This window comes from Pseudoalteromonas sp. A25 (assembly GCF_009176705.1).
In the GTDB taxonomy this organism is placed as follows: Bacteria; Pseudomonadota; Gammaproteobacteria; order Enterobacterales; family Alteromonadaceae; genus Pseudoalteromonas.
Window position 1 is genome coordinate 1 of sequence record NZ_AP021846.1, and the last position, 23793, is coordinate 23793.

A 23793-nucleotide genomic window follows, 5' to 3' on the forward strand; every position below is an offset into this window, starting at 1 on the left:
GTGTATCTGTCGGTTTGGCAAAGTTGTTTATATGTATTGCAAGATGAATTACCATCTCAGCAATTTAGTATGTGGGTAAGACCGCTACAGGCAGAAAGTACCGAAGATACCTTGACGATTTATGCACCTAATCGCTTTGTGCTAGATTGGGTTCGAGAGAAATACCTAAATCGTATTAACGAACTATTGATTGAAATTTGTGGTAACGAAGCGCCAGAACTGCGTTTTGATGTTGGTAGTAAACCCATTCTCGATCAGGCTGTTACGCAAGAAAGGTCGTCACAGCAGTCAACTAATATGCAAAGCGGTAATCAAGCACCCGCAGCGCCTAAATTACCTGCTGGTAATGAAAAGGTGGAGCCTGCACCTAAATCAGCGTATAAACCGAACATAAAAGAGAACTATACGTTCGATAACTTTGTGGAAGGTAAATCTAACCAGCTTGCTAAAGCTGCGGCAACTCAAGTGGCCGATAACCCTGGCTCTGCATTTAATCCGGTTTTTATCTATGGTGGTACAGGTTTAGGTAAAACGCACCTTTTGCACGCGGTAGGTAATGGTATTTTAGACAAAAAGCCAGATGCAAAAATTGTTTATATGCATTCTGAGCGATTTGTTCAAGACATGGTAAAAGCTTTGCAGAATAACGCAATTGAAGAGTTCAAGCGTTATTATCGCAGCGTTGATGCATTGATGATCGATGATATTCAGTTTTTTGCTAATAAAGAGCGCTCGCAAGAAGAATTTTTCCATACCTTTAACGCACTGTTAGAGGGTAATCAACAAATTATATTAACCTCAGATCGTTACCCCAAAGAGATTGAAGGGGTTGAAGATAGACTTAAATCTCGTTTTGGCTGGGGTCTAACGATTGCGATTGAGCCACCTGAGCTTGAAACGCGTGTTGCTATATTAATGAAGAAGGCACAACAAAGTAATATCAACTTGCCGCATGAAGTGGCGTTTTTTATTGCTAAAAAGCTACGCTCGAATGTTCGCGAACTTGAAGGTGCTTTGAACCGTGTAATAGCAAATGCAAATTTTACCGGTCGTCCAATTTCCATCGACTTTGTAAAAGAAGCACTTCGTGATTTGTTGGCACTGCAAGATAAGTTGGTTACCATCGATAATATTCAGCGTACAGTTGCAGAGTATTACCGTATTCGCGTATCAGATTTATTATCTAAGCGCCGTAGCCGCTCTGTAGCTCGACCACGTCAAGTAGCCATGGCGTTATCAAAAGAATTAACAAACCATAGTTTGCCTGAAATTGGCGATGCGTTTGGTGGCAGAGACCATACAACGGTCTTACATGCATGTCGTAAAGTGAAGGCACTTCGTGATGAATCTCATGAAGTAAAAGAAGATTATCAAAACCTGATCAGAACATTGTCATCTTAAGGGCTGTTTAAGTTATGCAAATTACCATTTCAAGAGAGCAATTTTTAAAGCCGCTCATGCAGGTGTCTGGCGCCATTGAGCGCAAGCACACATTGCCCATTTTATCTAACGTTCTGTTAGAGATAAAAGACGGAACCTTGGCAATGACAGGCACTGACTTAGAAATTGAGTTAGTTGCCTCAATCAGTCTAGAACAGCCAAGTGCGGATGCGAAAGTCACGTTGCCAGCTAAAAAGCTGCTTGATATCTGCAAAAGTTTGCCAGATGGTAGTGAGCTCAAACTTGAAAGCCAAGAGCATCAATTGTTGATCACCAGTGGGAAAAGTCGTTTTTCTTTAACGACACTTGCAGCAGAAGATTTTCCTAATCTTGAGCAATGGGACGGGGAAGTTGAATTTCAATGTTCTCGCTTAGAATTGCGCAAGTTGCTTGAGAGCACGCACTTTTCTATGGCTAACCAAGATGTGCGCTATTACCTAAATGGGATGTCGTTTGAAGTAGACAATAACGAAATTAAAACTGTTGCAACAGATGGTCATCGTTTAGCGATAGCACAAAAAACACTAAATGCGTCAGTTAATACGCAGCGCCAGTTAATTATTCCAAGAAAGGGCGTGCAAGAAATTATGCGTTTGTTGCCAGCTGATGATGAAAGTATCACTATTCAGTTTGGTGCGAATCATGTTCGTTTAATTGATGCGGAGTTTACATTCACCAGTAAACTTGTTGATGGTCGTTTTCCTGACTATCGTCGAGTGTTGCCCAGAGGTGGAGACAAACTAGTGCATGCAAACCGCGAATGGCTCAGAAGTGCGTTCCAAAGAGTTTCTATTTTATCAAATGAAAAGTTCCGTGGGGTTCGCTTAAATTTATCTAGCGGCTTTTTGAAAATAAGCGCCAACAACCCAGAGCAAGAGCAAGCTGAAGAAGTGGTGGAAGTGGGCTATCAAGGCGATGACTTGGAAATTGGCTTTAACGTATCTTATGTGTTGGATGTCCTCAATACGTTAAAAACAGAAGATGTACAATTTACTTTGCTCGATTCTAACAGCAGTGCCCTGATTGAAGGGGTTGGTGATGAAGAAGCAACTTATGTTGTGATGCCAATGCGTTTGTAATATGAGCTTAACGCATTTAAGCCTCGGTGATTTTCGTAACATCGAGGCGTTGGCTTTTGAGCCAAGTCCTGATATCAATATTATTCACGGGGCAAATGGCAGCGGTAAAACGTCATTACTTGAAGCCATTTATTTTCTCTCTCACGGAAAGTCTTTTCGTACCAATAAGCCTAAGATCCTCATTCGACATGAGCAAGCTCGATGCGTTGTTCATGCGAAAAAACAAATACATAACTTGTCTATACCAGTAGGTATTAGTAAAGACCAAGCAGGCGAAACTAAGCTAAAAATTCAAGGTCAGTCTAGCCGAAGAATGTCGGAACTAGCACAGCTGATTCCTGTTCAAGTTATTACGCCAGAGAGTTACGAGCTATTTTTTGGCGGGCCTAAAGAACGTCGAAAATTTTTAGATTTGGGTGTGTTCCACGTGGAACATGCTTTTTTTTCAGCATGGCGAGACTTTAATAAGATTCTTAAACAACGCAACGCATTGCTTAAGTCAAAACCATCAAACTATACTGAGCAGGTGCAATATTGGGACAAGGAATTCGTCAACCTAGCCGAACAAATAAATAATCACAGAAAAGCGTATATAAGTAGGTTTGAAGCGCTATTTTTTGATAAAATAGCAGATCAAATACCCATATTTTCTGGGTTAGAATTACGTTATGATGCAGGATGGAAAAATTGTCTTGCGACACAACTAAAAGAACAATTTGAGCGTGATGTTAAGCTTGGCTATACAAGTAAAGGGCCACATAAGGCAGACTTTAGTTTTTTCAGCCAAGGTCACGGCGTAGAAAATATTTTGTCTCGAGGTCAACTCAAGCTACTTTTGTATGCACTAAAAGTATCACAGAATAGTTTGATTGAGTCAGAGACTGATAAGCAGTCTATTCTGCTTATTGATGACTTACCTTCAGAGTTAGGTGAAGAAACGATGCAGAGTGTTTCTGCTTTATTGGCAAAGTGTCAGTCTCAGCTGTTCATTACTGCCATCACCGCTGAAAGTATTTCTGCTGTTGTGGAACCAATGCAAAGAGCATGTAGTATGTTCCACGTGAAACATGGCAGCTTAATAACAAAATAATTGGAAGAAACCATGTCTGAAAATTACGATTCGTCCAGTATTAAAGTACTGAAAGGATTGGATGCAGTAAGAAAGCGTCCAGGAATGTATATAGGGGATACTGATGATGGGACAGGTCTACATCATATGGTGTTCGAGGTTGTAGATAACTCGATCGATGAGGCGTTAGCGGGCCACTGTGATGATATTTTTGTCACCATCCATACCGACGGTTCTGTTTCTGTTCGCGATAATGGTCGAGGCATTCCCACTTCAATTCATGAAGAAGAAGGGGTATCTGCAGCGGAAGTTATCATGACCGTTTTACACGCGGGTGGTAAGTTTGACGACAACTCTTATAAAGTATCTGGTGGTCTACACGGCGTAGGTGTATCAGTTGTAAATGCACTTTCTGAAAAACTACAATTAACAATTCGCCGCGAAGGCAAGGTGCATCAGCAAAAATACACCATGGGCGTGCCTGATGCGCCATTGGCAGAAATTGGTGAGTCTGATACAACAGGTACTGAACTTCGCTTCTGGCCAAGCGGTGAAACTTTCTCTGATATTAACTTCCACTACGACATTCTTGCTAAGCGTTTGCGTGAGCTTTCATTTTTGAACTCTGGTGTTAGCATTATTTTAAACGATGAGCGCGAAGATAATAAACAGGATCACTTTAAATATGAAGGTGGTATTCAAGCATTTGTCGAATACTTAAACCGTAAAAAAACACCGGTTCATCAAAGTGTTTTTCATTTTACGTCTGAGCGTGAAGACGGCATTAGTGTTGAAGTATCAATGCAGTGGAATGACGGTTTCCAGGAAAATATTTATTGTTTTACCAATAATATTCCACAACGCGATGGTGGTACTCACTTAGCGGGCTTCCGTGCTGCGTTAACGCGTACGCTCAATACCTATATGGAAAAAGAAGGCTTTAATAAAAAAGCAAAAACCACGAGCAATGCGACTGGTGATGATGCGCGTGAGGGGTTAACAGCAGTAGTCAGTGTTAAGGTTCCTGATCCAAAATTCTCATCTCAAACCAAAGATAAGTTAGTATCGAGCGAAGTTAAGTCTGCTGTAGAGCAAGCAATGGCAGAAAAGCTAACCGAGTTTTTACTTGAGCATCCGGCTGATGCAAAAACCGTTGTTGGTAAAATTATCGATGCGGCTCGTGCTCGTGAAGCTGCGAGAAAAGCGCGAGAAATGACTCGTCGTAAAGGTGCTATGGATTTAGCGGGCTTACCCGGTAAACTTGCTGATTGCCAAGAACGTGACCCAGCACTTTCTGAACTATACATAGTGGAGGGTGACTCTGCGGGTGGTTCTGCAAAGCAAGGTCGTAACCGTAAAAACCAAGCGATTTTGCCTCTAAAGGGTAAAATTCTAAACGTTGAAAAAGCACGTTTTGATAAGATGCTGTCTTCACAAGAAGTTGCGACCCTGATCACGGCGTTAGGCTGTGGTATTGGTCGTGATGAGTATGACCCTGAAAAGTTGCGCTATCACCGAATTATCATCATGACCGATGCCGACGTGGATGGTTCTCACATTCGTACGCTATTATTGACGTTCTTCTATCGTCAAATGCCAGAAATTATTGAGCGTGGTTACGTATATATCGCACAGCCACCGCTTTACAAAGTGAAGAAAGGCAAACAAGAACAGTACATCAAAGATGATGCTGCGTTAACCGTGTATTTAACTTCTTTGGCTTTAAACGGCGCTGCACTTTATCCGAGTGAAGGCGCTGCTGCTATTGAAGGAGAAGCCCTTGCTGAAATCGTTAATGACTACCAAAACACGGTTAAAATCATAGAAAGGCTCAATCGCAAGTACCCAGCTTCAGTGACCAATCGCTTGATATATCAAGCTGAACTAACAGAGTCAGACTTGTCTGATCAGGCGAAAGTTAAAGCTTGGACTGAGTCATTAGTTGCAGACTTAGTTGACTGTGATGAAGATGCGACAATTTTTAGCTCTGAAGTTAGCTTTGATGATGAGCGTAATATGTATTACCCAGTGGTGAAAATTCGCCAGCACGGGGTTGATAAAGCCTATACACTTGATTACAACTTTATCACTTCAAAAGACTATGTACGTATCGCTCAAACAGGTAAAAATATAAGCAAGATACTGGGCAAAGATGGCTATATGCAGCGTGGTGAAAAAACCTACCCAGTTGATAACTTTGTAGATGCACTAGAGTGGTTGATTGGCGAGTCAAAACGCGGCTTGTATACACAACGTTATAAAGGATTGGGAGAGATGAACCCAAGCCAGCTTTGGGAAACCACCATGGACCCAAGCGCTCGTCGTATGCTACGTGTAACCATTGAAGATGCTATCGCCGCAGACCAACTATTTGCTACGCTAATGGGTGACCAAGTAGAGCCTCGTCGAGAGTTTATTGAAACTAACGCATTACGCGTAGTAAACCTAGACGTTTAATACCAAAAATGTAGGAAAAAGCAGCCATTTGGCTGCTTTTTTGCATTTTAACGCTTAAAACGTGACACCGCTCGCGGTATACTGAGCATAATTTTCAATCATTATTCCTTGCTGGCGTGTACGTTCCTACCGCTTGTTTCAAGGGCAATAAAGATCCTAATTATAAATAAGCCAACTATGCAAAAATATGACGTTAAAACCTTTCAAGGGTTGATCCTGGCTTTACAGGACTACTGGGCCCAACAGGGGTGTGTGATAGCACAACCTTTAGATATGGAAGTGGGTGCAGGTACCTTTCATCCGCTAACTTTCTTAAAATCAATTGGCCCTGAGCCAATGTCGAGTGCGTATGTGCAGCCATGCCGCCGTCCAACCGATGGCCGTTATGGTGAGAACCCAAACCGCCTACAGCATTACTACCAGTTTCAAGTAGTGCTAAAGCCATCCCCTGATAACATTCAGGAGCTTTACTTGGGCTCGCTTGCAGCGATGGGTATTGATACCTTAACTCACGAAGTGCGCTTTGTAGAGGATAACTGGGAATCTCCAACGCTCGGTGCGTGGGGTCTTGGATGGGAAGTGTGGTTGAACGGCATGGAAGTCACTCAGTTTACCTACTTCCAGCAGGTAGGGGGCTTGGAGTGCGCGCCTGTCACAGGTGAAATCACCTATGGATTAGAGCGCCTTGCCATGTATATACAAGGTGTTGATAGCATCTATGACCTCGTTTGGACCGACGGTCCTATGGGCAAAGTGACCTATGGTGACGTATTCCATCAAAACGAAGTAGAGCAGTCGACCTATAACTTTGAACACGCTGATGTAGATGCATTATTTGCTCAATTTGATCAATGTGAAAAAGAAAGTGAAAAGCTGATTGCTGCAGGTTTACCACTACCTGCATATGAGCAGGTGATGAAAGCGTCTCACGCTTTTAATTTACTTGATGCGCGTCACGCTATCTCAGTAACCGAACGTCAGCGTTATATTTTGCGTGTACGTGCGCTGTCTAAAGCGTGCGCACAAGCATATTATGATGCGCGTGAAGCGCTTGGTTTCCCGCTTTGTAAGGATTAAGCATGTTGACTGACAATCTATTAGTAGAAATTGGTACCGAAGAGTTACCACCAAAAGCCTTACGTAAGCTTGCAGAGGCATTTCGCGATAACATGGCTGGCGAATTAGCAGCACTTGAGCTTGGTTATCAAGCCATTGATTGGTACGCGTCGCCTCGTCGTTTAGGTTTAAAAGTAACGGCACTTGAAACACAGCAACAAGATAAGATAGTCGAAAAACGCGGCCCTGCAACGAAAGCTGCTTTTGATGCCGACGGTAACCCAACTAAAGCCGCACAGGGTTGGGCCAGAGGCTGTGGTATCGATGTAAGCGAAGCCCAGACCTTAGAAACAGATAAAGGTGCATGGCTAATGCACCGCGCAACGGTAAAAGGTCAGCAAACAGTTGAGCTGCTCGCTGACGCGATAACCAAAGCTCTAGCTAAATTGCCGATCCCTAAGCCAATGCGATGGGGCGCCTATAAGACCCAGTTTATTCGTCCTGTACATACAGTTGCAGTGTTACTGGGCAGCACCCAAGTACAAGGTGAAGTCCTTGGTAAGCAGATCAGCAATGAGCTACAAGGTCACCGTTTCCATCACCCTGAGCGTGTTACCGTCAAGCACGCAGATGAGGTGTTTGATGTACTGAAAGCTGCTTATGTAATTGCTGATTACCAAGCGCGAAAAGAGATGATACGAGCGCAAATTGAAGCTGCCGCAAACGCAGTTAACGCTCAAGTAGCTATGGATGAGGATCTACTTGAAGAAGTGACATCATTAGTAGAGTGGCCTGTAACACTCACTGCCTCATTTGAAGAATCATTTTTAGATGTGCCTGCTGAAGCTTTGATCTACACCATGAAGGATGACCAAAAGTACTTCCCACTGCTAGATAGCAACGGCCAGTTGATTAATAAATTCTTATTTGTTTCTAATATTGAAAGCAAAGATCCAAGCGTTGTTATCTCTGGTAATGAGAAAGTTGTTCGCCCACGATTAGCTGATGCGCAATTTTTCTTTGAAACAGATAAGAAGAAAACTCTAGAAAGCCGTTTAGCCTCTCTTGATAGCGTATTGTTCCAAAAGCAATTGGGTACGCTCAAAGATAAGTCTGAGCGCATTTCGGCATTGGCAGGTTATATTGCTGCGCAAGTGGGTGCAGATAAGGTGCTTGCTGAGCGAGCTGGCTTACTGAGTAAAACAGATCTAATGACCGAAATGGTTATGGAGTTCACCGATGTGCAAGGTGTTATGGGAATGCACTATGCGCGTATTGATGGTGAAGCTGAAGAAGTGGCATTGGCACAAAATGAGCAATATATGCCGCGTTTTGCAGGGGACGATTTACCTTCAAACCCAATTAGCTATGCGGTAGCACTTGCTGATAAGTTTGACACCCTAGTCGGTATTTTTGGTATTGGCCAAGCACCGAAAGGTGACAAAGACCCATTTGCTTTACGTCGTGCTGCAATTGGTGCACTACGTATTATGGTTGAAAAAGAGCTGGCGCTTGACATCAACGATGTGGTTGCAAAATCTCGAGAGCTGTTTGGCGATAAGCTAAGCAACGATAACGTTGCTGAAGATGTCTTAGAGTTTATGCTGGGTCGTTTCCGCGCTTGGTATCAAGATGAAGGTATCAGCGTAGATGTTATTCAGGCGGTGCTAGTGCGTCGTCCTACAGCCCCTGTTGATTTTGACCGTCGTGTAAAAGCAGTGAGTCACTTCCGTTCATTACCACAAGCAGAAGCACTGGCGGCCGCAAATAAGCGAGTGAACAATATTCTTGCTAAGAACAATGTTACCTCTGATGCACAAGTTAACAGTGCATTGTTAGGTGAGGATGCTGAGAAAGTACTGGCTGAGCAAGTAGCGGCGCTGACGACTGAATTGGCACCTATCTATGAGCAAGGCGACTATCAACAAGCGTTAACACGGTTAGCGAGCTTGCGCGAAGCGGTAGACACTTTCTTTGATAACGTGATGGTGATGGCTGATGATGAAGCGGTGAAGCAAAACCGTTTGGCGCTTCTGAGCCAACTTAGCCGCTTGTTTTTAAATACAGCGGATATTTCTGTATTACAAAACTAAACTGAATCATGCAATAGAAAAAGCCAGCACTGTCGTGTTGGCTTTTTTTCTTGGTATGTCTGATACCAAGAGTAAGCAAGTATTCACTTAAGTACGCTTAACCTGCGGTCATCTTTATTGGAGTAGTAAAATGAAAAAGCTCACTTTGGTTGTACTCTCGCTGTTATTAGCTGCGTGTTCAAGCCAAATTAACTCACCGGATAGTCATGTTAGTAGCCAGTCAGTGGTAGATGTATTTGACCGTACTATGTATTTGCGAGGCGACTTCACGCTTTGGGACGCTGAGCCGCATTATATTCTTAAACCAAGAACTGCGGGTGTTTATTCCGTAAAAGCAAAATTTATGAGTCCGGGTAAGGTCTATGAATTTAAAATTGCGGATGAACAGTGGAGCAAAGGATATAACTGTGGCTATAAAGTACAAGGTAATTTAAAACTGGGCCAGCCACAACTGGCTGACTGTAACACTATATATAACTATTTTAGTTTTGTACCAAACAAAAAAGGTTGGTATATCATTACGTTTGACTACAGCGATAGTCAGTCACCAACAGTGACAGTAAACAAGGCATAGTGATAGCCTGTTTCGTTTATCGGCCTTTTTTTAGCACGTAGCGAAAAGGGGCCTGCTCAACTTCTTTGGCCAACAGTGTGTGGTCCATAAATTCGCAAAAGCTTGGAATGTCTCGCGTAGTTGAGGGGTCATCAGCGATAATTAATAGTGTTTCGCCGTCGTTCATTTTGCGTACCATGCCTCTGATCATCATTACAGGCTCAGGACAGCGTAGTCCCATGGCATCAAGCGTATGATCTGCTTTAGAAAATGGCATGATAATCCTCTTTTTACGTCTAGAATGCTAAAGTTAGCCCGCTATTTTACCCATAGCTGTAAAACAAATAAACCGATGCTGACAAAAAGACAAGAAAAAAGGTAAAGCAACTAACATCGCTTTACCTTTGTCACCAAGTTGAATTGGGGTTAGCCAAGTAGACAACTTACCTGGCTAGGGGATTGATTAATCGAGATCAACACGCTCAAATACCGTTGCAATACCTTGGCCTAAACCAATACACATAGTTGCTAAGCCGTATTTGGCATTCTTTTCTTCCATTAAGTTGATGAGCGTTGTACTGATACGTGAACCAGAACAACCTAACGGGTGACCCAGCGCGATTGCGCCGCCGTTTAAGTTCACTTTCTCATCGGCAACTTCGAGTAGCCCTAAGTCTTTAAGTACTGGTAAAGATTGTGCTGCAAACGCTTCGTTTAGCTCAGCAACATCGATATCATCAATACTGATACCCGCTTGTTGCAGTGCTTTTTTGCTTGCAGGAACCGGTCCGTAACCCATGATTGATGGATCGCAACCAGCAACAGCCATTGACTTGATACGTGCACGGATCGGTAAGCCAAGCTCTTTGGCTTTGCTTTCACTCATCACAAGCATTGCAGATGCGCCATCTGATAGTGCCGAAGAGGTACCGGCAGTAACGGTACCCGATGCCGGATTAAATACAGGGCGTAGTTGACTTAAGCCTTCAACCGTTGTTTCTGGGCGGATCACTTCGTCATGCTCAACTAAGACAGGTACGCCGTTTTCGTCGTGACCTTCCATTGGCAAAATCTCTTTGGCAAAACGACCTTCAACGGTTGCAGCATGTGCGCGTTGATGTGAGCGATAAGCAAATTCGTCTTGTTGCTCACGGCTTATGCCGTGCAGCGTTGCTAGGTATTCTGCTGTTAGGCCCATCACGCCTGCTGCTTGCGCAATTGAGGTTGATAACCCAGGGTGAAAATCAACACCGTGCGTCATAGGTACGTGACCCATATGCTCAACACCACCGATAAGATAAGTATCACCTGCACCTGTCATGATAGCGCGTGCAGCGTCATGTAGCGCTTGCATCGATGAGCCACATAAACGGTTTACGGTAACCGCAGGCACCGAGTGCGGGATACCAGCAAGCAGTGCAGCGTTACGTGCTACGTTAAAGCCTTGCTCAAGGGTTTGTTGCACACAACCCCAATAAATATCATCAATTGATGCTGGGTCTACACTTGGGTTGCGATCTAATAAGCCTTTCATTAGATGTGCGCTTAGGTCTTCAGCACGGCGATTTTTGAATACACCGTTTTTAGAGCGGCCCATTGGGGTACGAAGACAATCTACGATAACCGCTTGTTGCATTGCTGACATGTTACTGGCCCTCCACTGAATAGAACACTTTACCTTCGTTTGCCCATGCACGGGTTTGCTCAGATACCTGATAAATTGCGCCTAGGTGAGCATATTTATCTGCCATCGCAACAAAGTTTGCTAGGCCAATTTGATCTAGATAGCGGAATGCGCCACCTCTAAATGGTGGGAAGCCAATACCGTAAATCAGTGCCATATCCGCTTCTTGTGCAGAAGCGACTATTCCTTCTTGTAAACAAAGTAGTACTTCGTTCAGCATTGGCACCATACAACGCTCAATGATGGTTTGCTTGTCAAACTCTTTGCTTGGCTCACAAATTGAGCTTAACAGCTCAACAGATGCAGCATCTTTTGACTTTTTCAAGCGGCCTTTACGATCTGGCGCATACTGATAAAAGCCCACTTTGTTTTTCTGACCAAAACGCTCGGCTTGTGCCAGCACTGCGACTGGGTCTTTTTCTTGACGAGCCATCCGCTCAGGGAAGCCATCAGCCATTACACCAGTACAGTGGTTCGCGGTGTCAATGCCCACAACGTCAAGTAGATATGCAGGACCCATCGGCCAACCAAATACATTCTCCATGACTTTATCGACTTTGCTAAAGTCGGCACCTTCAACTACTAACTGACTAAAGCCTGCAAAATAAGGGAACAATACGCGGTTTACGAAAAAGCCAGGACAGTCGTTAACAACAATAGGAGACTTGCCGAGCTTTAATGCATAATCAACCACGGCATTAATGGTAGCTTCTGATGTTTTTTCGCCACGAATAATTTCAACCAGTGGCATTTTTGGTACTGGGTTAAAAAAGTGCATACCGCAGAAGTGTTCTGGGTGCTTTAACGCAGACGCTAATTCATCAATACGAATCGTTGATGTGTTTGAGGTTAAAATCGTGCCTTCAGGTAATTGTGCCTCCAAACCAGCCAATACAGTTTGTTTTACTTTAGGATGTTCTACAACCGCTTCAACGACGATATCCGCATGGTCTAGGTCACGATCTTCAAGAGTCGGCTTGATCTTACCAAGCGTTGCCACCATTTTATCCATGGCCATATGACCACGCTGAACTTTTTTGCCCAAAATAGTTGCTGCTTCATTCATACCTAAATCAAGTGCGTCTTGATTAATGTCTTTCATGACGATGGGCGTGCCTTTATAGGCAGATTGATATGCAATGCCGCCGCCCATGATACCTGCACCCAACACGGCTGCTTGTTTAATTTCAACGCTCGACGCTTTAGCTTGTTTTTTGGCCACGCCCTTAATGTATTGGTCAGCCAAAAAGATGCCTGTTTGCGCAGCGGCTTCTTTGGTTTTAGCGAGTTTTGCAAAATTCGCATTTTCAATTGCCATGGCTTCAGCACGTGTTGCATTTGCAGCAGCTTGAATGGTTTTTACTGCCATCACAGGGGCCGGGTAATGGCCTTTGGTTTTACCCATAACCATGCCTTCAGCCATCGCAAAGCTCATACCTTGCTCAACGCGGTTCATTTTTAGCGGCTCTAGTTTTACTTGACGTTTTGCTCGCCAATCTAATTTGCCTGCTACTGCTTGCTCAAGTACGCTGATTGCACCTTCTAGTAGTTTATCAGGTGCAACGACACCATCTACCGCACCTACTTTTAAGGCTTCTCCGGCACGATTTTCTTTACCTGTGGTGATCCAAGTCATCGCATTGTCAGCGCCGATTAAGCGAGGTAAGCGTACGGTACCACCGAAGCCCGGCATGATGCCTAGTTTTACTTCAGGTAGACCAATTTTGGCGCTGTTACTTGCAAGGCGATAATCAGTGGCAAGTAGCCATTCGCAGCCGCCACCCAGAGCTAAGCCGTGGATAGCGCTAGCGGTTGGAAAGGGTAAATCTTCGATGGCGTCAAAAACATCTGTGGCATCTTTGATCCAGCCTACAAGTTCTTCTTCTGGGCGCTGGAAAGTAGGTAAAAACTCAAAAATGTCGGCGCCAATAATAAAGTGGTCTTTATCACTGGTGAATACCATCGCGTCAATATCGTCGCGTTGGCTTAATTCTTTGAATGCAATGGCGCATTCTTTTAGGGTTTGCTGAGAAAGCTTGTTTACCGAGCCTGGCATACAAAACTTAAATTCAGCGATCTTGCCTTTGCAAAAATCAACAACAAAGGACTCGCTTTTATATAACATGCTTGTTCTCCCGTGTAGTTACACTGGTACGATGAGTTGCTATTTCACCCAGTTTGGCCGCTTTAAATGAAAAATGCAATGAAAAATTTACTCAGCGTTTACCCATATCTTAAAAAGTGTAAGCTTTGGTGATATGGTGGCTGTGTCTCTTTTTATGAACTTACAGCCTAGTCAGGATTTACTGGTTTTGCTGCATAAGTTGGGCTGTAGGGGAAAGGTTATTGACTTTCATCTTACACATTTTAAGACAACTAATTATTCGAAGGTCAATATGAAATCATGGATCTTACAAGTTGCTGCAACTGGCTTGGCTGCTATGAGCTGGTTTTCTTTTGCAAGCAGTGACCATGAGGCGTTTAAACAAGCAGAAAGAATCGCTTGGTCTGGTAACTATAGCGCGTTCACCCAAGCACTTAATCAATTAGACCATCCACTTAAACCGTATGTAGAAATGGCTTTTTATGAGCGTCATCCGAGGCTGAAGTATGAGCAGAAAATAGCCCATTTTTTAATGGTCTATGAGAGTACTCCGTTGGAGTGGCCGGTACGAGAAAGTTGGCTTAAATACCTCAAACGCAGAGGAAAAAAAGCCTTATTTATTGATTATTACCAACCCAGCAGCGATGTTGAATTACAATGCACCTACTTACAGTATCAGCTCGATTTGGGGGCACCTAAAAATGCCATTTTGGATCAAGTGTCTGATTTATGGGTAGTTGGTCAATCTCAACCTCGAGCTTGCAATAGTATATTTGAGCAATGGCAACAGGCTGGGTACTTAACCGACGAGCGTGTATGGGCTCGTATCACAAAAGCCGCGCAAGGCGGGCAGGTTTCTTTATTACGCTATCTGAAAACGCTTTTACCCAAAAATGAAGCATATTTAGCAGACTTATATACCACGGTTCGTCGTGATCCGAGTGCCTCGGCGGGGCTTTATCGCTATAAAACCCGCAGTGAAAAGGAAGCTCAAATTGCGGTATATGGTGTACGGCGTCTGATATGGCGTGACCCAAAGCTGGCGCTAAAAGCATGGGACAAGTTGCAAACCATGTTCAACTTTACTGAGCAGCAAACAGACAGTGTGGCGTATCGTTTTGCATTGGCTTTGGCGTCTAAAGGCCACCCTGAAGCTAAGTTTTGGTTAAATAAAGTTAAACCACAGAAGCAAGACGCTAAGTTGCGTCAATGGATGATGAGCAACATGCTCAAAGAGCAAGATTGGTCGGGTATTGCGGCTTTGTTTACAGGTATGAAGGATTTAAGCCATGGGCAAACCTATTGGCTGGCCTACAGTTATGCACAGCGTGGAGAGTTAGACAAAGCCAATCAATTGTGGCAACAAATCGCGGGTGAGCGAGATTACTATGGCTTTTTAGCCGCAGGGCGGTTAGGGCTAGATATCTCTTTAAATCAGAAGTCTTTAAATGTGCCGCCAAGTCTGGTGGCTAAAGTGTCTGAAGCGCCAGGATTCAAACGAGCGAAAGCGCTGTATGAATTAGAACGGTATACATCGGCACGCCGAGAGTGGAACTACTTAACCAATACCTCTAGTGTTGCAGAGAAACTGGCTGCCTCCATTTTAGCAGCAGAGCTGGATTGGTACGACAGCACTATCTATACCTTAGCGCAGATACAAGCATGGGATTATGTTGATTTGCGCTTTCCAATGGCTTTTGAAAAATATTTTAGTCGCTACAGTAAACGTAACCACGTTGATATGGCATGGAGTATTGCCATTGCACGAAGAGAGAGTTCATTTGCGCCAGATGCCCGCTCTCACGCGAATGCGTATGGTTTAATGCAGCTGTTACCCAGTACCGCTCGTTATATCTCTAAACAACGTGTTTCAAAAAGAAATTTACTACAACCCGCCACAAACATTCGTCTGGGTACTGATTATTTAGAGTATTTGAAAAAGAAAAATCATGGCAATGAGATGCTGGCTACTGCTTCTTACAACGCTGGGTATCATAGAATTAAACGCTGGTTACCTGATGAGGCAATGCCTGCTGAGTTATGGATAGAGCTTATTCCATATCGGGAAACGCGCGATTATGTGAAAAACGTGTTTGCTTATCGTCAGGTGTATCACACCCGCTTAGGCAGAGAGGGTAATATTGTGGCGCAACTACTTGATATGCAAATAGGGGGCTAAGTGTATTAGATAATGCACAGCTTGACGCTCTAATAAAAAGCAATCTAGCTACTTCGCTGGATTGTTTTTTTTTGCTTGTGTTAGACTCAAAATCATCACAAGCAACAATACGGTTTATCATGGAACAATTAGCACACTATTACGCTGAACACATTGCTACTTTGCAGCAGCGCACGAAAACCATTATCGAGCAAGAAGGGCTTGAAGGCCTTGTGATCCACTCGGGTCAAGCAAAGCGCCAATTCTTAGATGATATGTACTATCCATTTAAGGTTAACCCGCAATTTAAAGCATGGCTTCCTGTGATTGACAACCCACATTGTTGGATTGTGGTTAATGGCACTGATAAACCCAAGTTGATTTTTTATCGTCCAGTTGATTTTTGGCATAAAGTTCCTGATGAGCCAAATGATTTTTGGGCTGACTATTTTGATATCGACTTGTTAGTGCAGCCCGATCAGGTAGAAAAGTTTTTACCTTATGATAAAGCCAATTTTGCTTACATAGGTGAGTACTTAGAAGTAGCACAAGCGCTAGGCTTTACGAATGTAAACCCAGAGCCGGTAATGAATTATTTCCATTATCACCGTGCGTATAAAACGCAATATGAGCTGAGTTGTTTACGTGAAGCGAATCGTTTGGCGGTACTAGGACATAAGGCTGCGCGTGATATGTTTTATGCGGGTGGGTCTGAGTTTGCGATTCAGCAGGCGTACTTAAATGCCACCGAGCATATGGAAAACGATACGCCATATGGCAACATAGTGGCATTAAACGAAAACTGTGCCATTTTGCATTACACTCACTTTGAGCGAAAAGCACCTCAGCACCATCGTTCATTTTTGATTGATGCAGGAGCTAACTTTAATGGTTATGCATCTGACATTACGCGTACTTACGATTTTGCACAGCAAGGTGAATTTGCTGAATTGGTAAAGGTGATGAATGACCACCAGATTCAACTAGGTAAAGCGTTGAGTCCTGGTAAGCTTTATGGCGAGCTTCATATTGATTGTCACGCAAGAGTCGCACAAGTGCTGAGCGACTTTGATATTGTTAAGCTGCCTGCTCAAGATATTGTTGCAAAAGGGATCACCTCTACTTTCTTCCCACATGGACTTGGCCATCATTTAGGCCTACAGGTGCATGATATGGGGGGCTTCATGGCGGATGAATCAGGAACACATCAAGCGCCACCTGAAGGTCATCCATTCTTACGTTGCACCAGAAAGATAGAAGCTAAGCAGGTATTCACTATTGAACCGGGGCTTTACTTTATTGATTCTTTGCTAGGTGATTTGGCACAAACTGAGCATAAAAAGTACATTAACTGGGATAAAGTTGAGCAGTTTAAACCGTATGGTGGTATCCGCATTGAGGATAACATCATTGTGCACGAAGATAGGCTTGAGAATATGACTCGCGACTTAGACTTAGACTAAACTCTCGGTGTATGATTAAAGGGAGCATAAGGCTCCCTTTAAATTTGTAAGGCGTTACATCATTCATGTCTGAATACCATATCCCATCTGGCTCTTTGAGTTACCACGAAGAAATTAAAAAAAGCACCTTCATTGTTCACCTAGCCCACACCCCGAGTATTAACGATGCAAAGGCATTTATTAAACAGATAAATGAACAGTACCCTGACGCACGCCATAATTGTTGGGCGCATGTAGCGGGTCAGCCGGGTGGCAGCCATGTTTATGGGTTCTCAGATGATGGCGAACCAAATGGCACTGCAGGTAAGCCTATGCTCAATGTATTGATAGGCTCAGGGCTTGGTGAGGTAACAGCAGTGACCACGCGCTACTTTGGCGGGATAAAGCTTGGTACAGGAGGATTGGTAAGAGCATATGGCGGTACGCTAAACAATGCGTTGGCGCAATTGCAAACCAGCTTAAAGATACCATCGGTACAGTTAGTGGGGGATTCTGACTACGCTTTACAGGGGATTATAGAGCAATATCTTAATAGCCATTTTACGGTATTGAACATAGACAAGCTGTATGGCGCTCATATTCAGTGGCAAATTGACATTGACCACAGGCAAGCACAGCAAGCAAAGCAAGAAATTTTGGATTTAACGCATGGTGTGGTTGAGTTAAAAATCAAAGCATAAGACAATCAACACTCTAAAACTTTAAATGACAGATAAGCGAAACGCGGCATGCAATTTCGTACCATAATAAAAATACTAGGCCAATTAGTAGCGTTGTTTAGCATCACCATGGTGCCGCCTGCGTTGGTGTCTTTAATATATAAAGACGGTGGTGGTGTACCGTTTGTACTGGCCTTTGTGTTTAGCATTGTCATTGGCCTTATCGCATATTATCCAAACCGCAAAGAGAGAGGGGACCTAAAAGCCCGTGAAGGCTTCTTAATTGTGGTTTTATTTTGGTTGGTGCTGGGCTTTTTCGCATCAGTACCACTGATTTTTTTACAATCTCCAAATCTTTCGTTAGCAGACGCGGTATTTGAGGCATTCTCTGGGTTAACCACCACGGGAGCTACGGTATTGACGGGGATCGAATATTTACCTAAATCGGTGTTATTTTATCGGCAGCAATTACAATGGCTAGGCGGTATGGGGATCATTGTTTTAGCTGTTGCGGTACTGCCCATGCTTGGTGTTGGTGGGATGCAGTTGTATCGAGCTGAGACACCCGGACCAGTCAAAGATTCTAAGATGACTCCGCGTATTGCTGATACAGCAAAGCACTTATGGTATATCTATGTTTCACTCACCCTTGCATGTACTGCATCATATAAGTTAGCTGGAATGGGGTGGTTTGATGCTATTTGCCACGCTTTCTCAACCATCGCAATTGGTGGTTTTTCCACTTATGATGCATCAATGGGTCATTTTGATAGTCCTGTGATTAATATCATTTGTGTGGTGTTTTTGCTGATCGCAGGAATTAATTTCTCGTTGCACTATGCTGCGGTATCGAGCCGGAATGTCAGAACGTATTTACGTGACCCAGAATTTAAAGTCTTTTTATTAATTCAGTTGGCATTGGTGGTGATTTGTTTTGCTGTATTGTCATCAAACCAAGTGTACAGCAATGGAGATGAAACCCTGGACCAGGCAATGTTTCAGGCCGTTTCAATTAGTACGACCGCAGGATTTGCAACGGACAACTTCTCTGCATGGCCATTGTTTTTACCTATATTGTTAATATTCTCAAGTTTTATTGGTGGGTGTGCAGGTTCGACAGGTGGCGGTATGAAGGTTGTGAGAGTGTTTTTGCTATACCTTCAAGGGGTGAGAGAGTTGAATCGCTTGGTCCACCCGCGTGCTATTTACTCAATTAAGTTAGGACGAAAAGCACTACCGGACAAAGTGGTTGAAGCCGTGTGGGGTTTTTTTTCGGCATATGCTTTAGTCTTTGTGATAATCATGATAGCCCTGTTAGGCACAGGCCTTGATAATATTACAGCCTTCTCAGCCACGGCTGCGTGTTTAAATAACCTTGGTCCTGGTCTTGGACAAGTCGCTGCGCACTATGGTGATATTAGTGATGCCGCAAAATGGATTTTAACCCTGGCAATGGTATTCGGTCGGCTGGAAATATTTACGTTATTGGTGTTATTCACACCTACGTTTTGGCGTGGTTAAGCCGTAATAAATTTTTAAGTGGCTCGTTGGAACGATACAGCATTGCTGGCGGGCGCGTGTGTTTTTTTTAATCAGCACCGCTGATTTGGTCAACACTGTATTGGGTTGATCTTAAGGAGTTCGAGAGTCAGTATGTTAAAAAGTAAGTCTTCGACGGGATTTCAAAAAATCGAGCTTATTACCGTTGGTAATTTGGTTGACCTCGAAATTCTTATGCCAACTAGCTCGAAACGGGTAAAAACGGAGTTTATAGGTTATTTGGCAGGACAATATATTATTATTAATTATCCTGAACAAAAACAGTTGGGTAGAGCGGCTACATTTATTCAAGAGGGTGCGACGGTCATTGTCAGAGCGGTTGCAGATCACAGTGATGGGCAAATCATCGCATTTAAAACTGACATCAAAGCTGTGACTTACACGCCAACTAAATTGATTTTTCTGTACCCACCTAAAAAAATTCAGAGCCAAGGTTTAAGGAACCAAGTACGCATTCCAACTTTGCTCCCTGCGATGCTAATGACTAAGCGCTCTAACTGCGAAGGGGTCATAAAAGATATTTCTCGTACGGGGTTACTATTTAGCTTGTCAGGCGATTTGGTGGATTTACCTGTTCATGATAAATCTTGTCATATTGTGATTACGGGTAAAGATAAACAGCAAATTAGTTTGCAAGGCGAGGTGTGTAGTACAACACACCAAGAAGATATTACACTGCTTGGAATAAAGCTGATTGCTGATGAGGGAAAGGTAGATGAAATCCTTCAGCAGTGCTTGATAGACTTATCAGTACTACATAAAAGTGGGCGCTAAACAAATAGCGCGCTGACTTGAAATAGTTTTTCAACCACACTGATCTGGCGCTTATCAATTAAAAACATGATCACATGGTCGCCCGATAGTATGGTGGTATCATCATGTGCAATAAGCACTTCATCATTGCGAACAATTGCACCAATGGTGGTGCCTGCAGGGAGTTTGATTTCTGCGATTGTACGGCCAACTACTTTAGAGGTGTTTTCATCACCGTGTGCTACGGCCTCAATAGCCTCCGCGGCACCTTTACGTAATGAATAAACATTCACAATATCGCCACGGCGTACATGGGTTAAAAGTGCAGAGATAGTGGCTTGCTGAGGTGATATTGCGATATCTATCTCACCACCTTGAACCAGATCAACGTAAGCACCTCGCTGGATAAGCACCATGGTTTTTTGCGCGCCCATGCGTTTGGCGAGCATAGCAGCCATTATATTTGCTTCGTCATCATTGGTAACCGCAATAAAAACATCAACTTGTTCGATATGCTCCTCAGAGAGCAGCTCTTGATCTGATGCGTCCCCACAAAACACCACAGTGTTGTCAAGCATTTCAGATAGTTGAGTCGCTCGCTGTTGGTTTCGCTCTATCAGTTTTACACTGTGGTTGCGCTCTAAAGAGCGGGCTAAACCTGCTCCTATGTTACCGCCCCCCGCAATCATGATTTTCTTGTACGAGCGCTCTAGTTTCTGTAGCTCGTTCATGACTGCTCGAATGTGTTTAGTAGCTGCAATAAAGAAAATTTCATCATCAGCCTCTATCACAGTTGTACCTAGAGGTTTAATGGCTTTACCTTGGCGATAGATAGCGGCAACGCGAGTATCTACATTGGGAATGTGTTCTTTGAGTGCTGATAGCGCATAGCCTACTAACAAGCCACCATAATAGGCCTTGACCGCAACAAGTGACAGCATACCATCAGCAAATTGTAACACCTGTAACGCACCAGGGTAGTCAATTAAGCGTCGGATGTACTTGGTGACCAATTGTTCGGGGGCGATATAGTGATCTACCGGTAAGTCATCATTTTGGAATAGCTTTTCTTTATATTTTAAGTATTGCTCTGAGCGGATCCTAGCTATCTTTGTCGGCGTATTGAAAATACTGTACGCCACCTGACAGGCTATCATATTGACTTCATCAGAGCTGGTTACGGCAATAATCATATCAGCATCTTCAGCGCCTGCTTGGCGAAGCACATCAGGGTGCGCACTGTGGCCAGTTACACCTTGCAAGTCATACTTATCTTGAAGCTCACGCAACCTGTCGCCATCGATATCTACAACAGTGATTTCGTTTTGCTCACCAACCAAGTTTTCTGCGAGTGTTCCGCCAACCTGACCAGCGCCTAAGATGATGATTTTCATATTTTTAACTTATTGTTGTTTTGTTATCTTTGCGTAATAAAAGCCATCACTTATGCCTGGCAAAAGCTGTAAGCCAGGAGTGGATGGGGTGTCATTGTCGTGCAAAGGTTGGTGCATAGCATCATGGGTGCTTTGCAAAAAAGCAGCTACTTGTTCCTGGTTTTCAGTAGGAAGAACCGAGCAAGTGGCGTATAACAGTGTGCCGCCAGGTTTTAATAGTGGCCAGATATTATTTAAGATTTGCTTTTGCAATTGAGCAAGATCATCTATATCTGAGTTGCGTCTAAGCCATTTTATATCAGGGTGGCGGCGTATTACACCGGTTGCTGAGCAAGGGACGTCTAATAAGATACGATCGTATAGTTGTCCAATCCACCAATCGTTTGGGGTCGACGCATCAGCATGAATACAATTTGCTTGCAGTGCCAGTCGTTTTAGATTGTCTTCAACTCGAAGTAAGCGTTCACTGTCGGCATCTAAAGCATCTACGTGCGCATTTGCAAGCTCTAGTATGTGGCAAGTTTTGCCTCCAGGGGCTGCGCATGCATCAAGAATGCGTTCCCCATCTTGTGGGGCTAAGTACCGAGCAGCCAACTGAGCCGCAGCATCTTGCACTGAGCAGGCACCTTCCCTAAAGCCTGGTAAGTTGTATACATCGCACGGTTTATCCAACACAATCCCATCTTCAAAACGTGGCTCTAAGCAATGCGCAATACCCGCCTCATCCAATAGTTCGCTGTATTCGTCAACACTGTAGTGAGTGCGATTGACTCTAAGCCACATCGGCGCTTGCTCTTGGTTGGCCTCAAGAATATCTTGCCATTTATCAGGGTAAGCGGCTTGAACCTTTTTAATGAACCAGCCAGGGTGATTATATTGGCATACTGGAATGCGATTTGCGCTGTCTTGTAGCTCTGTAAATTGGCGTTGAAAGGTACGCAAAATAGCATTAACTAAGCCTTTGAGTCCCGGTGCACGCATACTTTGCAGAGCATTAACGGTTTCTGCTACAGCCGCATGCTCAGGGGTGCGCATATATTGTAGTTGATACATACCCACATAAAGTAGGAACTGAAAGACTCGGCGCTTTCCTTTAAGAGGTTGGTCAAGCAGTTGTTGGCAATAGTGTTCCAGTGTGGGTAAATGTCTTAGCACACCATAACAAATCTGCTGCAACAGGGCCTTGTCTTTTGGGTTTAGCTGTTTCGCCGCATAAGGAAGCTGGGTGCTTAATGACTGCCCTTTGTCGACAACTTGAAATAGTGTTTCTGCGGCAAGCGCCCGAACATTAGCCATTAGTGACCTACCTTAGAGCCCGGAGTTACCCAGTCTGCGCGGCCGTTTAAAAAATCTTGTGCCGACATCGGTTTTTTACCCTGAGGCTGTAGTTGTGTGATTTTTAGAGCCTGCTCACCACACGCTATCACAATGCCTTCTTTATCACTGCTCAAGACAGTACCTGGTATACCCTGGCTATCCAAAACTTCTGCTTGCCAAATTTTGACAGTTTGGCTTTGCATTTGAGTAAAACACACCGGCCACGGGTTAAACGCACGCACATTAAGCGCTATTTGTTTGGCACTCATTTGCCAATCGATATCGGCCTCTTCTTTGCGTAATTTTTTTGCATAGTTAGCTTGCGCATCATCTTGCTTGGTTGCCACCGCCGTGCCGTGACTTAGCTGCTCAAGCGTATCAAGCAAGGCAACGGGACCGAGCAGGGCAAGTTTGTCATATAAGCTTGCGCTGGTGTCTTGGGCTGAAATTGGACAAGTTGCAATATGTAGCATATCGCCTGTATCTAACCCTTCATCCATTTGCATGATAGTGACACCTGTTTGTTCATCACCCGCCCACAATGCGCGTTGAATTGGAGCCGCGCCTCGCCAGCGAGGTAAAATTGAACCATGTACGTTCAAACACCCCATTTTAGGTGTTTCTAAGATGGCTTTTGGCAATAACACACCATAGGCAACGACGACCATAACATCAGCGTTTAGTGCTGCTAGCTCTGCTTGAGCCTCTGGCGTTTTTAATGATTCTGGTTGATAAACTGGCAAGCTATGTTCAAGGGCAAGCATTTTTACTTCGCTGGCTTTGAGCTTTTTGCCTCGACCGGCAGGGCGATCCGGAGTGCTGTAAACAGCGACAACTTCATGATGAGAATTAATGAGGGCACTTAGATGACGCGCAGCAAAATCTGGCGTACCTGCAAATACAATGCGTAATGGCTTGGTCACTGAACTATCCAAAAGTTAAATTATGAGATGA

The 23793-nt window shown here is 43.9% G+C and carries 18 protein-coding genes; 12 read left to right on the top strand and 6 right to left on the bottom strand.

Translation table 11 applies throughout. From position 1 onward, the window contains the following. The 7 genes from dnaA (at nt 1) to GDK41_RS00035 (ending at nt 9768) form a co-directional block, all read left to right on the top strand. Nucleotides 1-1401, top strand: a complete 1401-nt coding sequence (dnaA, locus tag GDK41_RS00005) for a chromosomal replication initiator protein DnaA (RefSeq protein ID WP_152084501.1) — start codon at nt 1-3, stop codon at nt 1399-1401. Between the two features lie 14 nt (nt 1402-1415). Beyond that, nucleotides 1416-2519, top strand: a complete 1104-nt coding sequence (gene dnaN / locus GDK41_RS00010; protein WP_152084502.1) for a DNA polymerase III subunit beta — start codon at nt 1416-1418, stop codon at nt 2517-2519. A 1-nt stretch (nt 2520) separates the two neighbouring features. After that, complete coding sequence (gene recF / locus GDK41_RS00015) at nt 2521-3609, top strand: DNA replication/repair protein RecF (protein WP_152084503.1); 1089 nt, start codon at nt 2521-2523, stop codon at nt 3607-3609. Nucleotides 3610-3621: 12 nt separating this feature from the next. Then, nucleotides 3622-6045 (top strand): DNA topoisomerase (ATP-hydrolyzing) subunit B, encoded by a 2424-nt coding sequence (gene gyrB / locus GDK41_RS00020; protein ID WP_152084504.1) that lies wholly within the window; start codon nt 3622-3624, stop codon nt 6043-6045. Between the two features lie 177 nt (nt 6046-6222). Continuing rightward, on the top strand, nt 6223-7122 hold the full coding sequence (glyQ, locus tag GDK41_RS00025) for a glycine--tRNA ligase subunit alpha (RefSeq protein WP_152084505.1): 900 nt from the start codon (nt 6223-6225) through the stop codon (nt 7120-7122). A 2-nt stretch (nt 7123-7124) separates the two neighbouring features. After that, entirely contained in the window at nt 7125-9194 is a 2070-nt protein-coding gene (glyS, locus tag GDK41_RS00030) for a glycine--tRNA ligase subunit beta (protein ID WP_152084506.1), read from the top strand. A 130-nt stretch (nt 9195-9324) separates the two neighbouring features. Next, nucleotides 9325-9768 carry a hypothetical protein gene (locus GDK41_RS00035; RefSeq protein ID WP_152084507.1) on the top strand — a complete coding sequence of 148 codons (444 nt, stop codon included), beginning with the start codon at nt 9325-9327 and terminating at the stop codon, nt 9766-9768. A gap of 16 nt (nt 9769-9784) precedes the next feature. On the opposite strand, the gene tusA is transcribed toward GDK41_RS00035, so the two are convergent. From tusA to fadB, 3 genes are all read right to left on the bottom strand, one after another. After that, the gene (gene tusA, locus GDK41_RS00040; RefSeq protein ID WP_152084508.1) at nt 9785-10024 is read right to left on the bottom strand and encodes a sulfurtransferase TusA; all 240 of its coding nucleotides are present in this window, start codon (nt 10022-10024) and stop codon (nt 9785-9787) included. 186 nt (nt 10025-10210) lie between these two features. Further along, nucleotides 10211-11383 (bottom strand): acetyl-CoA C-acyltransferase FadA, encoded by a 1173-nt coding sequence (gene fadA / locus GDK41_RS00045; protein ID WP_152087459.1) that lies wholly within the window; start codon nt 11381-11383, stop codon nt 10211-10213. 10 nt (nt 11384-11393) lie between these two features. Further along, nucleotides 11394-13556, bottom strand: a complete 2163-nt coding sequence (fadB, locus tag GDK41_RS00050) for a fatty acid oxidation complex subunit alpha FadB (protein WP_152084509.1) — start codon at nt 13554-13556, stop codon at nt 11394-11396. A gap of 271 nt (nt 13557-13827) precedes the next feature. Between fadB and GDK41_RS00055 the strand changes: the two genes are divergently transcribed. The 5 genes from GDK41_RS00055 to GDK41_RS00075 all read left to right on the top strand — a co-directional run bounded on the left by GDK41_RS00055 (nt 13828) and on the right by GDK41_RS00075 (nt 20149). Beyond that, nucleotides 13828-15714 (top strand): transglycosylase SLT domain-containing protein, encoded by a 1887-nt coding sequence (locus GDK41_RS00055; protein WP_152084510.1) that lies wholly within the window; start codon nt 13828-13830, stop codon nt 15712-15714. A gap of 119 nt (nt 15715-15833) precedes the next feature. Next, complete coding sequence (gene pepQ / locus GDK41_RS00060) at nt 15834-17156, top strand: Xaa-Pro dipeptidase (RefSeq protein WP_152084511.1); 1323 nt, start codon at nt 15834-15836, stop codon at nt 17154-17156. Nucleotides 17157-17221: 65 nt separating this feature from the next. Further along, nucleotides 17222-17836, top strand: coding sequence for a YigZ family protein (locus GDK41_RS00065; protein ID WP_152084512.1), 615 nt, complete (start codon nt 17222-17224; stop codon nt 17834-17836). A gap of 48 nt (nt 17837-17884) precedes the next feature. After that, nucleotides 17885-19336 (top strand): TrkH family potassium uptake protein, encoded by a 1452-nt coding sequence (locus GDK41_RS00070; protein WP_152084513.1) that lies wholly within the window; start codon nt 17885-17887, stop codon nt 19334-19336. 132 nt (nt 19337-19468) lie between these two features. Then, complete coding sequence (locus GDK41_RS00075; RefSeq protein WP_152084514.1) at nt 19469-20149, top strand: flagellar brake protein; 681 nt, start codon at nt 19469-19471, stop codon at nt 20147-20149. Here the strand turns inward: GDK41_RS00075 and trkA are convergent. Genes trkA through fmt form a run of 3 tightly spaced genes read right to left on the bottom strand, consistent with a single transcriptional unit; the run spans nt 20146 to nt 23762 of the window. Then, nucleotides 20146-21522 (bottom strand): Trk system potassium transporter TrkA, encoded by a 1377-nt coding sequence (gene trkA, locus GDK41_RS00080; RefSeq protein WP_152084515.1) that lies wholly within the window; start codon nt 21520-21522, stop codon nt 20146-20148. The genes GDK41_RS00075 and trkA overlap by 4 nt on opposite strands. Nucleotides 21523-21531: 9 nt before the next feature. Then, nucleotides 21532-22818, bottom strand: a complete 1287-nt coding sequence (gene rsmB / locus GDK41_RS00085) for a 16S rRNA (cytosine(967)-C(5))-methyltransferase RsmB (protein ID WP_152084516.1) — start codon at nt 22816-22818, stop codon at nt 21532-21534. Then, a complete protein-coding gene (fmt, locus tag GDK41_RS00090; protein WP_152084517.1) occupies nt 22818-23762 on the bottom strand; it encodes a methionyl-tRNA formyltransferase in 945 nt (314 codons plus the stop codon). The genes rsmB and fmt overlap by 1 nt, the downstream gene beginning before the upstream one ends. Nucleotides 23763-23793 lie beyond the last annotated feature (31 nt).